Annotated in this window: 15 protein-coding genes; 1 reads left to right on the top strand and 14 read right to left on the bottom strand. The window is 38.7% G+C overall.

Going from position 1 to position 13,442, the window contains the following annotated elements; translation table 11 throughout:
• Positions 1 to 60: 60 nt before the first annotated feature.
• The 11 genes from rsgA to spx all read right to left on the bottom strand — a co-directional run bounded on the left by rsgA (position 61) and on the right by spx (position 10,195).
• Positions 61 to 1,146, bottom strand: coding sequence for a ribosome small subunit-dependent GTPase A (rsgA, locus tag PYW30_RS05025; protein WP_042217778.1), 1,086 nt, complete (start codon positions 1,144 to 1,146; stop codon positions 61 to 63).
• A 179-nt stretch (positions 1,147 to 1,325) separates the two neighbouring features.
• Positions 1,326 to 2,213: a ribose/proton symporter RbsU gene (rbsU, locus tag PYW30_RS05020; RefSeq protein ID WP_042217781.1), complete on the bottom strand. Its 888-nt coding sequence runs from the start codon at positions 2,211 to 2,213 to the stop codon at positions 1,326 to 1,328.
• A 25-nt stretch (positions 2,214 to 2,238) separates the two neighbouring features.
• Positions 2,239 to 2,634 (bottom strand): D-ribose pyranase, encoded by a 396-nt coding sequence (gene rbsD, locus PYW30_RS05015; protein WP_004257343.1) that lies wholly within the window; start codon positions 2,632 to 2,634, stop codon positions 2,239 to 2,241.
• A gap of 11 nt (positions 2,635 to 2,645) precedes the next feature.
• On the bottom strand, positions 2,646 to 3,554 hold the full coding sequence (gene rbsK / locus PYW30_RS05010) for a ribokinase (protein WP_014024758.1): 909 nt from the start codon (positions 3,552 to 3,554) through the stop codon (positions 2,646 to 2,648).
• On the bottom strand, positions 3,551 to 4,540 hold the full coding sequence (locus PYW30_RS05005; RefSeq protein ID WP_042217786.1) for a LacI family DNA-binding transcriptional regulator: 990 nt from the start codon (positions 4,538 to 4,540) through the stop codon (positions 3,551 to 3,553). The genes rbsK and PYW30_RS05005 overlap by 4 nt, the downstream gene beginning before the upstream one ends.
• A gap of 151 nt (positions 4,541 to 4,691) precedes the next feature.
• On the bottom strand, positions 4,692 to 6,014 hold the full coding sequence (locus PYW30_RS05000) for a dihydrolipoyl dehydrogenase family protein (RefSeq protein WP_042217788.1): 1,323 nt from the start codon (positions 6,012 to 6,014) through the stop codon (positions 4,692 to 4,694).
• Positions 6,015 to 6,091: 77 nt separating this feature from the next.
• A complete protein-coding gene (locus PYW30_RS04995; RefSeq protein ID WP_014024755.1) occupies positions 6,092 to 6,364 on the bottom strand; it encodes a GNAT family N-acetyltransferase in 273 nt (90 codons plus the stop codon).
• Between the two features lie 18 nt (positions 6,365 to 6,382).
• Complete coding sequence (locus PYW30_RS04990; protein WP_042217791.1) at positions 6,383 to 6,643, bottom strand: (4Fe-4S)-binding protein; 261 nt, start codon at positions 6,641 to 6,643, stop codon at positions 6,383 to 6,385.
• 18 nt (positions 6,644 to 6,661) lie between these two features.
• On the bottom strand, positions 6,662 to 8,455 hold the full coding sequence (gene spxB / locus PYW30_RS04985; RefSeq protein WP_042217793.1) for a pyruvate oxidase: 1,794 nt from the start codon (positions 8,453 to 8,455) through the stop codon (positions 6,662 to 6,664).
• 202 nt (positions 8,456 to 8,657) lie between these two features.
• Positions 8,658 to 9,755, bottom strand: coding sequence for a lactate oxidase (locus PYW30_RS04980; protein WP_042217795.1), 1,098 nt, complete (start codon positions 9,753 to 9,755; stop codon positions 8,658 to 8,660).
• 44 nt (positions 9,756 to 9,799) lie between these two features.
• Positions 9,800 to 10,195 carry a transcriptional regulator Spx gene (gene spx, locus PYW30_RS04975; protein WP_004257371.1) on the bottom strand — a complete coding sequence of 132 codons (396 nt, stop codon included), beginning with the start codon at positions 10,193 to 10,195 and terminating at the stop codon, positions 9,800 to 9,802.
• A gap of 356 nt (positions 10,196 to 10,551) precedes the next feature.
• On the opposite strand from spx, the gene PYW30_RS04970 reads away from it, so the two are divergent.
• Positions 10,552 to 11,910 carry an MFS transporter gene (locus PYW30_RS04970; RefSeq protein ID WP_042217798.1) on the top strand — a complete coding sequence of 453 codons (1,359 nt, stop codon included), beginning with the start codon at positions 10,552 to 10,554 and terminating at the stop codon, positions 11,908 to 11,910.
• Positions 11,911 to 12,039: 129 nt separating this feature from the next.
• Here PYW30_RS04970 and PYW30_RS04965 read toward each other — a convergent pair whose 3' ends face one another.
• The 3 genes from PYW30_RS04965 to PYW30_RS04955 all read right to left on the bottom strand — a co-directional run bounded on the left by PYW30_RS04965 (position 12,040) and on the right by PYW30_RS04955 (position 13,353).
• Entirely contained in the window at positions 12,040 to 12,666 is a 627-nt protein-coding gene (locus PYW30_RS04965; protein WP_004257376.1) for a hypothetical protein, read from the bottom strand.
• Between the two features lie 67 nt (positions 12,667 to 12,733).
• Complete coding sequence (locus PYW30_RS04960) at positions 12,734 to 13,057, bottom strand: rhodanese-like domain-containing protein (RefSeq protein ID WP_042217800.1); 324 nt, start codon at positions 13,055 to 13,057, stop codon at positions 12,734 to 12,736.
• A complete protein-coding gene (locus PYW30_RS04955; RefSeq protein ID WP_014024749.1) occupies positions 13,057 to 13,353 on the bottom strand; it encodes a rhodanese-like domain-containing protein in 297 nt (98 codons plus the stop codon). The genes PYW30_RS04960 and PYW30_RS04955 overlap by 1 nt, the downstream gene beginning before the upstream one ends.
• Between the last annotated feature and the right edge of the window lie 89 nt (positions 13,354 to 13,442).

Here is a 13,442-nt window from a genome sequence, read left to right as displayed (position 1 = left end):
ACTTGTACCTTTATCACGAAAAAGGAAAAGCACTGATTGTGAGGGTCAGTGCTTTTCCTTTTAGTAATGCCGCTTATTTTTTTGTTTGAGAGTTTTACGGGCTTTTTTCATCCCACCAACTTCTTTAAACATCATGTCGAGTTTTTTTCTTTCAACTTCTTTAGCATGCAAACCTGTGTAAGCCATTTCTTTTTGTAATTTTTGATAGTTTACAAAACGTTCGTAGGAAAGTTCCCCTTGTATAAGAGCAGCTTGAACAGCGCATTCTGGTTCAGTGCCGTGCGCACAATCAGAAAACTTACACTGTGACTCTAAAGCTGCAATATCTGAGAAGCTTTCGTTAAAACTAGCTTGATCTAAGCCAACTTCACGTATCCCGGGTGTATCAATAATCATAGCTCCTGAAGGCAGTTGAAATAGTCTACGTTGTGTCGTGGTATGTTTTCCTTTACCATCATTACGTAGGTCATTTGTTTTTAACGTTTTTTGTCCTAGTAATGTGTTCACCAATGTTGATTTACCCACACCAGATGAACCAATCAAAACATAGGTTTCACCGGTTGTGATGTAGGACTGTAAAGGAACATATCCATTTTCAGTTTGTGAGGATGTCATAATAATATCAACACCGAAACTAATTTCTTGAAGCGCTGCTTGTTTTTGTTCCATATCTTCCGCTACATCTGTTTTAGTTAACACAAAGACAGGAAGAGCACCTGATACCCATACTAGAGTAAGATAACGCTCTGCGCGTCGCAAATTAAAGTCTTCGTTCAGCGACATACAAATCAGAACTTTATCTATATTAGCCGCCATAAGTTGGCGTTCATGCGCCTCTCCTGCTGCTTTACGAATAAGGGCTGAATGGCGCAGTAAACAGCGTTGAATTTGGGCGCGTCCGGTAGAATCTGTTTCTCGATCTAAGAGAACAAAATCTCCGACTACTGGAAAGTCAAGTGATGCTGATGTTTCAAAACGGTATTTCCCCGATACTTCTGCTTTGACTTCACCTGATTGAGTTGCGACGGTGTATTGGTTACGGTTCTGTTCAATTACTCGTCCGGGATAAAAAGCTGGATATTTTAGAGCTTCTTGTTTAAACTTTTCTGTAAAGCCTAATGTATTTAATGTGTAGTTTGTGTTCAATTTTTGTTCCTCCAAAAAGTTTTAGTGACTTATTGGGAGACAACATGGTTCAGACGTGAGCGAGTGCCTCCCCATGTCTTACAATTTCCTTATTGACGTGCATAATTGCTCCTTTCTTTTACTTCAAGTATAGCATATCTTAATATAAAAAAATACAGCCTTTGCAGCTGCATTTATCTTTAAATAGTAACCGTTATTGAGGCTGCAATAATAATTAAGACCAGACCAATAATTGTTAAGAGCATTTCTTTTTTTGTTTTTCTTTGATTTAAGAACCAGATTCCTGTCAATGTTGCTAATACAACAGATGTTTGAGAGAGGATAAATCCAGTTGCCAAACCATTCATATCAGGCTGAGCTGAGATAAGATAAGTTAAGGCCGCAAATGCAAAGAAGAAACCAGAAATAATATGCTTGTAGGATACACTTTCGAAGATTGCCATTTTTGTCTTCTCTTTGAAAGAGATGACAATACTATAAATAAGGGCAGTCAATAACATACCAATGGCTTGTGGGAGGAAGGCCTCTTGACCTGATAAGTTACTTGCTTGAGGGGCAGCAGAGTAGGCCCAATAACCAATCGCTCCAAGAGCTAAGAAAATAACTACTTTTCTCAAAAGACCTGTACTTGCGGGTGTTTTTTCTTCAGACCAAACCGTTAAGCTCGCACCAAAAATAATAAGGATAAGAGAGAAAGCTCCCAAAATTTTAGCACTTACTCCAGGCCAGTTTCCCAAAGCAACCACACCCCAAAGTGATGCAGCTAAGAGTTGGAAAGCTGTCGTAATTGGCATTACTTTAGAAGAACCAATCAAACTAAAGCAGTAAAAAGTGACGATTTGTCCTGCAGCCCAACCAATACCAGATAAAATACCGAGGAATAAATCCATCCCTGAAGCTAAATGAATGCCTTGTGACACTGAAAAAACTAGGGCGAAAATGAGAGTACCTAAAGTTGAACCGAGGATTTGGTTGACGGGTTTCCCACCAATTTTTGAAACGATTGTTGGGTAAAGCCCCCAACCAAGTAGCGGGCCAAGACCAATTAATAGTGCTGTTGTGTTCATGTTTTTGTTTTTCTCCTATTTGTCTTTAAAATACGACATTGCTTTCTAGTAAGATGTTTGCGTATGGTGTCATTTCTCCTGTACGGATAAAGGCATGACAGTTATTTAGCTCTGCCTTCATATCGCTATGTGGGATAAATTCTACAGGTGTATCCGGTAAACGATCAGTGATTTGGGCTAAAATTTGGGGATTGTTTTCTTTAATTTCTTCAGCAAGATAAACTTTTTGAACTTCAAGTTCTTCCAAAACATTATTTAAAACGTCCATGAAGCTTGGAATACCCTTATCTACAGCCAAGTCAATTTTTTCTGTTCCTTTTGGAACTGGCATCCCAGCATCACCAATGCTGAGCTTGTCAAAGTGGCCCATTTGGGCAATAACACGTGAAATATCAGAATTTATAACTTTTGTTTTTTTCATTTGAAATACTCCTAATCCAGTTCATTTTTGTAGGGAATAGAGGGTTGTGCGCCGTATCTTTGTACAGTCAGTGATGAGGCTTTACTGCCATAAAGAATAGCATCCTCAATATTACTGAAGTCTGCTTTCAAAACAGTGCTTAAAGCGCCAATGAAAGTATCACCTGCAGCTGTTGTATCGACAGCCGCTACCTTGAAAGCGGGGATGATACCAGACTTGCCATCTTTGATGTCATAATAAGCCCCCTTGCTTCCTAAGGTAATAATCACTGCTTCAATACCAAGATTGTGGAAATAATCTGCCGCAGCTTTCAGACTGTGCTCATCTTCCACTTTTATTCCAGTTATGAGTTCAGCTTCTGTTTCATTAGGCACAATGATATCCGTTGTAGCCAAAAGTTCTTGAGGAATATCCGTTCTCGCAGGTGCGGGATTGAGAATAGTCCGCACCTTATTTTCTTTCGCACACTTAAAGGCTGCGACTGTACTGTCAAGCGCGCTTTCAAATTGTGCAATCAAAAAATCACTATTTTCAATAATATGTTTGGAGTTTTCAACGTGTTCGGGGGTAAATGCATTATTTGCCCCTGAGAAAATCATAATGCTGTTTTCACCAGAATCATCCACGGTAATAAAGGCTTGACCAGTCGATTGACTTTCTAAGAGTTGGACAGCTGATGTGTCAATATCTTCATACTCTAAAAGCTCACGCATCATTTGCCCAGCACCGTCTTTACCAATAGCGCCAATAAAGAAAGTATCAGCACCAGAACGCTTTGCTGCTACCGCTTGGTTCGCACCTTTACCGCCACCGGCAGTAAAATGTTCTTTTGCATGTAAAGTCTCACCTGGTTTCGGCATATTGCTTACTCTCAAAGTTGTATCTAGATTGATACTGCCAATAATTGTGATCTTATTCATTTTAGTTCTCCTTTATTTTTTCTTGTACTGTCACGTTCAACATAAGAAACTTTAAGTTTAATCTGTTTTTGGTCAATCGGCTGATGGTTGGCCAGTTTATAAATTAATTGGGCTGCTTCATGTCCCATTTCATAAGCGGGTTGATGAATCGTTGAAAGCGCGGGATAAACGTATTTGCTCATCAAAATATCATCATAACCAATCAGCTGGATATCTTCAGGAATACGTTTATTCATTCGATGGATCTCCTGCATATATGCAACCGCATGGACGTCCGAAGGCAGAATAATCGTATCAAGAGTTTTCTGTTTGCGGAGAAGTTTTTCTGCTTCTGCTTGAATTTCCGAAAAATCATAACTCCTACTTTGAAAAACTTGATAGCTCACTGCTGCTTGATTCAAGTAGGCAATACTAGAACTAAAGCGTTCATTCGTATTATCGGTGGTCAAAGGTCCTCGAACAACTGCAATCTGCTGTGCTCCTGCTTCTACTGCAGCTTTTGCAGCAAGTAAGCCACCTTGACTGTTGTCCGAAAAGACACCAAATTCACTTTTCTTACCTACACGATCCACAGTGACTGCTGGTAAATCAAATTCAGGAAATTCTTCCTTAAAGTCAACTGTTGTGATCACGCCAGCAGCATTGCTTTGAACTAAAAACTGAAGATAAGACTTGATGATTTCACGATCTTCATTAACATTCCCTAAGATCAGTTGATAGCCTTTTTCTCTCAGAAATTCTTCCACACCTTTCGCCAACATCGGAAAGAAAGGGTTAGAGATATCCGGCAATAAAAGACCGACCAAGTTACTTTTTTTACTTTTAAGAGACTGAGCTGAGATATTAGGTGAGTAATTCAAGTCTTGAATCGCTTTTTTAATCTTTACCTCTGCTTCTGCGCTAACATATCCTTTATGTGTGATATATCTTGAAACAGTAGACACGGACACGCCAGCTTTCGAGGCAACCTGTTTAATTGTAGCCAATAGACCTCCTTGTGACATAATGTGGAAACGTTCTCACATATTACTTAACTATTGTAATCGCTTGCTGGGAATATGTCAAGCAAAAACTAAAAATGATTAGATTAATTAAAAATGTAAAAAAAAGAGCCTCAACCTTGGCTCTTTCTGCTTTTTAGTCATAAAGATAGAATAAATCACTGGCAATTGTGGGATAGGCCATGATCATATTTTGAAATTTGTCCAAATTAATAGTTTGGTTAATACAGAAATTCAAGATATTTACAAGTTCTTCTGCCACGGTCGAGAGAAGTGTTGCTCCAAGAATTTCATTTTTATCATTTACAATAACATTGATTTTTGAAAGGGGATCAGCGATGCGTTTATAGGTATACCAATCCGTCATATCTAAGCTTCGCTCATTTTCTTTATCAAGAATTTGAGTTTGACCAATTTGAGCGAGCTTGCTGGATCCAAAAATAACAGTAGGAATGGCCGGATATTGGATAGCTTCAATTTGACCCTTCTGTGCAAAATAACGTGCAAGGTATCTGGCCTCAAAACCTGAAACAGGTGTTAGTTTGGGCTGTTTTTTATCTAAAACATCTCCGATAGCATATATATTTGGATGCTGAGTTTGCAAAAATTCATTGACCTCGATACCTTTAGCCGTTGTTTTTACGCCGACAGCGTCTAGATTTAGGTCTTCAATATTAGGAATACGTCCAACTGCTGAGATAACACCATCCGCAGTGACTTTGCGCTTGTCTTCACTAATAATTTCGATTCCCGAATCAGTTTGTTCCAGTCTTTCAGGAGAAAAATTATCAACAAAGGAAATACCTTCCTTTTGTAATTGCTTAATATAAGAAACAGCAAAATCGTCCGCAAAACCTCGAATTTTTAGTGCCCCGTGAGTGAGTACAGAAACCTCAGCTCCCGCTGCATGAGCGATTTGGGCTAATTCGAGTGAGACATAACCTGAACCTAAGAAAACAAGACGTTTGGGAAGTTCCTCTAACTCTAAGAAGTCATTGGAAGTCAGCAAATACTCACTGCCTGGAATATCCAAAACTCTTGGTCGTGCACCAGTTGCTAGGATATAGTTATCCGCAACGTATACCTTACCCTCAACAGCTAGATGTCCATCGGTCTGAAAACTTGCCGAGCCATAAACAGTCTCTATGCCTGCATTTTTCAATCCTTGTTCAGTTCCTGAAGGGATGGCATCACTGTATGCTTTTTTCCGAGCCAACATCTCTTGCCAATCAATTCTAAGACTGCCGTGTAGACCAGCAGAAGCTAAATTTTCTGCTCTGTACTTTGCCTCGACAAGTGTCATCATGATCTTGGTGGGATCGCAGCCATAGTTCGGACATGTGCCGCCCCATTTATCCTTTTCCGCAATAAGGACAGATGCTCCTTGCGCTTTGAGTGCATAAGCTAGTGCATTTCCTCCAGGTCCTGCGCCGACAATAATATAGTCATATTTTTCCATATCCGGTCCTCCAACTTTCTCTTAAATCCATCATAATAGGAAAAAAGCCAAAACGCTACTGTTTTGACTCGCTTTTCCTATTTTAAAACGTCTTGTAATTCTTCTTTATGTGCTCTAAAATACTTTGCCGCATAAGGGCAAGTTGCTTGAAGTTTGAGGTCTTCTTTGCGTGCTTTTTCAATTCCTGCTTTTAAAAGCAATTGAGCAAGACCTTGGCCTCGATATTCGATAGCAACACCTGTATGCGTTATCACAATATTGTTGCCCATTGTCATAAATGTCATCTCGCCAATGCGCTCATTATTGTCATTGTACAAGATAATGTTGTTGTCTTCTTCAACAGTTTTCATAGTCTTCCCCTTTGCTATTTACTTGATAAATTTCAGTGCACCAGATGGACAACGATTGATAATCGCTTGGTTATCAATTTTTTCTCCATTGTCAGGGAGAATCCATGGTCGACGTCCTACTTCCCAGACAGCTGGATTACCACGTACACATTCTCCTGCATGTTCACAGATTTGAGCATTATAATAGATATCCATTTCCTTGCCACGATAACGTCGGTAACCTGCTTGCTCCAAGTTTTCATCAGTTGCAGCTTGATTATTAATTTTTGAATTGTCCATTTTCACCTCTTATTGGAGCTAGAAGCCTCCCAAGTCTGTCGCCTTTCCTGCCTCAGTTAAACCTTCTTCTTCCATATAAACAGCAAAAGGTTGTAATTTTTCAGCATGGAAACGTTCTTTGAAAGCATCAATAGTTTCTTGTGAATATTGTTTAGGATCGAGTTGTAAACGTTCCACTGGAATAGGACTTTCGCCCGTAATTTTAGCATCAATAAGCACAGGTAAACCTGATTCAACTAATTTCATCGCTTGGGCAAAAACATCGTCCAACTCTTCGACTTTGCTTACTGTAAAACCATGCACCCCCATTGCCTCGGAAACTTTTGCAAAATCAATTCCAGTAAATTCTACCCCAAGATAACCTTTATTAGTAGTTTCTTGCTCATCTTTGATAAACCCAAATTGTTGGTTAGAGAAAACGACATTAATAATTGGTAACTTTTCTTGAGCTTGAGTGGCTAAATCTTGCATAACCATTGAAAAAGCACCATCACCTGAGAGCGACCATACTTGACGCTCAGGAAAGTCTAGTTTGGCCGAAATCGCACCCGGAAGCCCAACTCCCATTGTCGCAAACAAGCCAGATGTACGCCAAAGTTGACCTTTGCCCATATGCAAATGACGAACAGAGGTCATCGTAACATCCCCAACATCAGTTGAAAAGAGGGCATCATTTTTCGCGACTTTATTAATGGCATGATAGACCTGATAAAGATTCAACGGATTTTCTTTATCTTCTTCAAGCGCCTGCGTATAATTTTTCCAGTTCACAATGTTTTTTACATTGGCACGCCACCAAGGTGTCTCTTCTTTTTCCTTCATTTGTTGAGAGAGAGCTTTCACAACTTTTTTAGCATCCGCTAAAATGCTAAGTTCTGTCCGTTGACGTTTGCCTAATTTTGCAGGATCAATATCTACTTGAATCACATGTTTCACATGTTCAAACATATTCGTAACATCGATAAAAGGTTGGTTGGTTCCCAGCATTAACACGGTATCCGCATTTGCAATAGCATCATTAGCTGGTTTTCTTGAAACTCGAGTAGGTGATCCAAGAAAAGCTTCAAAGTCATCGTCCACAATATCAATAGCCAGTGCAGAGACCATTATAGGAGCTTTAATTTTTCTTGAAAGCGCCATAAGCTCACTCCCTGCCCCACGCATCCCAATACCAGAGAAAATAACTGGACGTTCAGCTTTTTGTAAAATTTGCATTGCATGATCAAGAGCTTCTTGCTTGGGTTCCGCAAATTCGGGTTGGATATAAGCTTGACTTGCATCAAACCATGAATCTTTTTCAATTTCTTGCCAGCCTAAATCAACTGGAAGTTGAACTACAGCCACACCTTTTTTGCTGTAAGCTTGACGAATCGCTTCGTCAATAATATGAGGAAGCGATTGTGCAGTCATAACCACACGATGATAGACGGAAACATCCGCATAAATAGGATCTTCATTCATTTCTTGGAAAGTATCCATATTCATTCCAGTAGTGCCAAATTGGCCAATAATTGCTAACAAAGGGACATGATCTTCTTTTGCATCATATAAACCATTCATTAAGTGCGTTCCACCAGGTCCTGCAGAACCAAAGGCTACACCAATATGGCCTGTAAATTTAGCATGCATACTTGCAGCCATCGCACCCACTTCTTCATGACGGACCTGAACAAAACGAATACGCTCTTTTTCTTCTAAGAGGGCATCCATTAAGGAATTGATGGAGCCACCTGGCAGACCATAAATATCTTTTACTCCCCAATTTTCAAGAACTTTAACTGCTGCAACACCAGCTTTTATTGTTTCTACCATTACTATTTCCTCTCATTTCTAAAAACATAAAACATGAGTGATCGAAAATTAGACGCTGAGGCACTGCTCTCTGGCGAAAGCCTTTTCATTTCCTTACATACTAATTATACTACGAAAGAGGCTAAAAAGGCAAAGATACCTGAAGAATAACTTTTTGAGAGAGAGGATTTTCGATACACTTCTGAAATTATCTGACTCAAATTTAAAGTAAGTTTGTATTTTTGATTGCTTCGATATCTTTAGCACCAGCCAACTGCATAGTGATTGATAATTCTTTATTAAGATGTTCAAACACTGATTTAACACCTTCTTTACCACCTAAGTTTAAGCCGTAAAGTACAGGACGACCAATGGCAACTAGGTCTGCACCACTAGCTAAAGCTTTGAAGACATGCTCACCACGACGTACACCACTATCAAAAATAATTGGGACACGTTTATTGACCACTTGTGCAATTCTTGGAAGGACCGTAAAGGAAGCTGGTCCTCCATCCAGTTGACGTCCTCCGTGATTAGATACCCAAATACCATCAGCACCTGCTGCAATAGCCTCCATCGCATCCACTGGATCTTGAATACCTTTCACGATAACAGGAAGATTTGTCCAGTTTTTAATTTTTTGAATGTCAGAGAGGACAAGCCCTTGTTTTGCTTCCGCATAAATTTCAAAAATACCTTTTCCAACGCCATCTGATTCAGAAAATGCTGCCAAATTTGGCATTGGCAATGGAAATTGGAAATGATTAATCACATCTTCTTCACGATAACCCCCAAGTGTAGAGTCAGCAGTTAAGATAATCGCTTTTACTCCAGATTTCACTGCTTTTTCAAGCAAAAATTGATTAAATTGGTCATCTTTACTCATATAAAGTTGAAAAAATTGTGGTGCGCCATTAACAGCTGCTGCTGCATCTTCCACAGATGTTGAACCATAAGTTGAAATAGAGAAAAGTGAGCCCACTTCTTCCATAGCTTTAGCTGTGTCAACCTCTCCTTCCATATGAGCCAAACCTTGTGCAGCAACCGGAGCTTGTATAATCGGTGTTTTAAGATCGATCCCAAAAATGCTGGTTCTCAAGTCTGCAGAATCAATCCCCCGTAACACACGCGGAGAGATTGATTTCGTATTAAAGGAAGCCGTATTTTCCCGCATTGTCCATTCATCCTCTGCGCCGCCACGAATATAACCAAACGCACCTTTATTCCCTTGAGCTTCCATACGATCTTTTACACGTCCCTCAAGTGAAGCAATATTTACGATTTCTACTTTTTGTTCATCATTACTAGTAACATATGTCATGGTTATTTCCTCTTTCTTTTGTAGTATTTTTTCAAGTTAGTGCTTTAAGCTACTGCACTCTTTGTTGTTTGTAATTCAATTTGGCGATATTCTCTCGAAAAGAAACTGCGCAATTGATCTTCATTAAATCCAGCTTGGAGTTGTGGCCCTTTCACTAAAAGTGGTCGGCGAAGAAGTTCTGGATGCTCGGAGATGAATTTTGTCCACTCTTTAACAGTCATTTCTTCTACATTGACGTTTAAATTTTTAAATGCTTGTGAACGTGTTGAAATAAGATCTTCAGTGCCGTTTTCTGTTTTAGCTAACAATTCACCAATCTCCTCTTCTGTCAAAGGATCAGCAAATAAGTTGTGCTCCGTATATTCCAGATTATGGTTTTCTAACCAAACTTTTGCTTTCCGACAGCTGGTACATGAGGGAGTATAGTAAAATTTAATCATCTTTTCTTCTCCATTTTATTTCTATTGAGTGTAGGAAGTGAAATTCACTTGCTCGATTTGTTTACGTTTGTAAACACAACTATATAATAACTCCTTTTGTGCAAAATATCAATAATTTAGTAATAAATACAGGTTAAATTTTTGATGTTTAAATGACATAAATATTTCAGTTGCATTTCCTGGTTTTTACTTTCACATTCACAGTTGCATTTTTTTATCATAGAAGTTATAATGGAAAAGTTATAACTTTCGTACAGATAACATAGATTTATGTTGATATTATACAGAGGCGAAATTATTATTTTAGGATAATAATTTCGCCTCTTTTTGTTTAAATTAGGAGGACATTTAACTGCATGAATAAAAACAAAAAATTTCATCTCTTAGGTGCTGTCATTGCTACCGGACTCTTGTCTTTTTCAGGGGTATTAATCGAAACAGCGATGAACGTGACCTTCCCTCAATTGATTACTGAGTTTGGACTAAGCACTTCCAAGATACAATGGGTCACCACTATCTACCTATTAGCAATTGCGATTATTATTCCTTTGTCTTCATACTTTAATCAGCGCTTCTCGTCTCGTAAGCTCTTCATATCTGGGAATCTTCTTTTCTTCCTCGGTGTCCTGATTAATTGCTTTTCACCTAACTTTACACTTTTGTTGGCAGGACGCCTTTTACAAGGGGTCGGAACTGGTATTGCTTTACCTTTAATGTTCCACCTTATCTTAACTAAGGCGCCTCTGGAAAAACGTGGCATGATGATGGGATTGGGAACAGTCACAACATCAATTGCGCCTGCCATTGGGCCAACTTATGGTGGTATCATCTCAAACGCATTGGATTGGCGCTATATTTATATCTTTTTACTTCCCTTAATCGTTGTATCCCTAATTATTGGTCTTTCTTCACTTCCTGAAGAGAAGAAACACACAACAAAAAGACTGGCGCTACAACCAGTCTTGGCACTTTCTGTCATGTTTTTCGTCTTCATTTCAGCCTTGAGTGCCGAACAAATTTTGACCTTTGTCATTCTCTTTATTGTTGGTATTATAAGTGCCCTACTCTTTGTTTATTATAATCGTAAAGAAACACTGATCGAATTAGCTATATTACGTCATCGTAAATTTGTCGCCCTACTCTTTACCCTTCTGGTGTATCAAGGTCTTCTTTTAGGTTTATCCTTTATTTTACCGAACTTTATCCAAGTTTCTGCAGGCTATAGTTCTGCTGTAGCTGGACTCTTTATGTTTCCAGGCGCTCTTGTTGGTGCAATCCTCGCTCCAATTTCTGGAAAAATTTTGGATCAGGTTGGTGCGAAGAAGCCAATCACCTTTGGTTTATTGACTGCAAGCTTGGGAATCATTTTACTTTTTGTTTTCCTCCCAACGCAGTCACTTGTGTTGTTATTGATTGCTCACATCGTTATGATGCTTGGATTAGGTGTATCCTACAGCAACTTAATGACCAGCAGTTTAAGTACACTTTCACCTGAAGAACTCTCAGACGGAAATGCATTAGTCAATACATCACAGCAATTTATCGGAGCCATTGCAACTGCCTTGGTAGCCAACATTCTTTCTGTCTTTCAACATGCTCAAGGGTTTAAAGAAGGTACCCAATTTGGAACTTCAGTCATTCTGGTCATCTTCTTCGTATTAGTCATCCTGGGACTGATTGCAAGTTATTCTGCATTGAAAAATAAGAAAAATTAAAAGAGCATTCTCATGCTCTTTTTTTATGTAAAACTATTTAAAAACCCCTCTCATTCGCTATCAAAGAGTAGGTCCAGTTTCTTTTTGCTTTTGTTTTACATATTTTTATTTATGTAATTATTCCTTGTTTTACACATTTGCATCCGATAATTTAAAGGTCACTAGAGTTTCTGCAGGATAGGCTGCTAATTGACTTGCAAAACTATCATCATCGTCTTTTTTAACCTTAGCTTTGAGGTTAATGCTTACCTTATAGTGTTCTTCCGCTAAGATATCATAAAGTGAGCGAAGATCCGCAATGTCTTGGCTACTTGCCTTAGGCAAGACTGTGTATTTTGCATATTCGGAATCAAACCATGAACTTTCTTTCTCAAAATCGACGGGCGAATTTTCATTGACCTGAAGTTTGACAGTGATGCTGTAATCATAACCTTGTTGCTCGATCATTTTAGCAATTTTCACCATGTCTTCGTAAGTTCCTGAGGCTTTGAGTTTCAGGGTTGCTTTATAAGTTATACCAGCCAGTTCAAAACTCTCCGCAATTTTAAATGGATCTTGTTCGCTTCCTTCTTTGTCTACTTGTGGCGGGAAAAAGTTAACTGAAATAGAATAACCTTCAGTCAAAAGTTGCTCGTACTGTTTAATGACTTCTTCTGCTTCCAAGTCATCCATGTATTCATTGAATGTACGTTCTGTTAATTTATTGCTCTCAAGAGCTTCTTCTTTAGGGTAAATTATTTTTACTTGATAAGTCATAAATGTATTATATCAAAAATTCAGAGGGACTTGTTAATCCCTCTGAATTTTTCTGCTTTTAAGTTTTTTAAACTTTTCTTGTCACTTTACCATGCCACGACATCATACCGCCGGTCACGTTTGTTACATCGTAATTCATTTTTGAAAGTATTTTAGAAGCTTTTTTCGACCTCATCCCTGATTGACAAATCACAAAATACTTTTTATCGGGTGCTAATGCTGCAGCAGAAACTTGGCCTAAAGGAATGTTTCTAGCCCCCCTAATATGGCCTTTTTTATATTCGTAAGGTTCTCGCACATCAATAATTTCTTCTTTTATCTGATTATTTCTCAGATGTGTAGCAAGCTCTGTTGTCGTTATACTTTTAATTTTAGTAAATAATCCAAACATCATTTCTCCTTACTGGCCAAGCAACCGTCCCAAGCATTTGTACCGCCTAAAACATTAATGACATCAATATCATTGGCAGCAAGCCATTGGGTGACCTGTGCTGAGCGAGCACCGGATTGACAGATAATATAGCTCCCTACATTAACTTCGGCAATACGGCTTTCTATCTCGCTCATGGGTATATTACGTGCTGTTGGTACATGTCCAGCTTCATATTCAAAAGCTTCTCGGACGTCAATAATATCTGCCTCGTCCTTCATTACTTCTACTAATTCTTGCATTGTAATTGTTCGCATTTACTTTTTCCTTTATTTTGTTTATAAGATCATTATATACCCTATAGGGTATATAATCAAGCTTAATGCTTAAATTAAAAAGACATAGC

Source organism: Lactococcus garvieae subsp. garvieae, from assembly GCF_029024465.1.
Classification (GTDB): Bacteria; Bacillota; Bacilli; order Lactobacillales; family Streptococcaceae; genus Lactococcus; species Lactococcus garvieae.
Note: the sequence above shows the minus strand (reverse complement) of the source record. Positions and strands in the feature narration are given on the sequence as shown.

What these genes read in the sequence shown, in the direction of transcription:
- PYW30_RS04980 (WP_042217795.1), bottom strand. Translation starts at nt 9,755, where the DNA reads ATGACATATGTTACTAGTAATGATGAACAAAAAGTAGAAATCGTAAAT.
- PYW30_RS04955 (WP_014024749.1), bottom strand. Translation starts at nt 13,353, where the DNA reads ATGCGAACAATTACAATGCAAGAATTAGTAGAAGTAATGAAGGACGAG.
- PYW30_RS04960 (WP_042217800.1), bottom strand. Translation starts at nt 13,057, where the DNA reads ATGTTTGGATTATTTACTAAAATTAAAAGTATAACGACAACAGAGCTT.
- spx (WP_004257371.1), bottom strand. Translation starts at nt 10,195, where the DNA reads ATGATTAAATTTTACTATACTCCCTCATGTACCAGCTGTCGGAAAGCA.
- PYW30_RS04990 (WP_042217791.1), bottom strand. Translation starts at nt 6,643, where the DNA reads ATGGACAATTCAAAAATTAATAATCAAGCTGCAACTGATGAAAACTTG.
- PYW30_RS05000 (WP_042217788.1), bottom strand. Translation starts at nt 6,014, where the DNA reads ATGGAAAAATATGACTATATTATTGTCGGCGCAGGACCTGGAGGAAAT.
- rbsK (WP_014024758.1), bottom strand. Translation starts at nt 3,554, where the DNA reads ATGAATAAGATCACAATTATTGGCAGTATCAATCTAGATACAACTTTG.
- spxB (WP_042217793.1), bottom strand. Translation starts at nt 8,455, where the DNA reads ATGGTAGAAACAATAAAAGCTGGTGTTGCAGCAGTTAAAGTTCTTGAA.
- rbsU (WP_042217781.1), bottom strand. Translation starts at nt 2,213, where the DNA reads ATGAACACAACAGCACTATTAATTGGTCTTGGCCCGCTACTTGGTTGG.
- rbsD (WP_004257343.1), bottom strand. Translation starts at nt 2,634, where the DNA reads ATGAAAAAAACAAAAGTTATAAATTCTGATATTTCACGTGTTATTGCC.
- PYW30_RS04965 (WP_004257376.1), bottom strand. Translation starts at nt 12,666, where the DNA reads ATGACTTATCAAGTAAAAATAATTTACCCTAAAGAAGAAGCTCTTGAG.
- PYW30_RS04995 (WP_014024755.1), bottom strand. Translation starts at nt 6,364, where the DNA reads ATGAAAACTGTTGAAGAAGACAACAACATTATCTTGTACAATGACAAT.
- PYW30_RS04970 (WP_042217798.1), top strand. Translation starts at nt 10,552, where the DNA reads ATGAATAAAAACAAAAAATTTCATCTCTTAGGTGCTGTCATTGCTACC.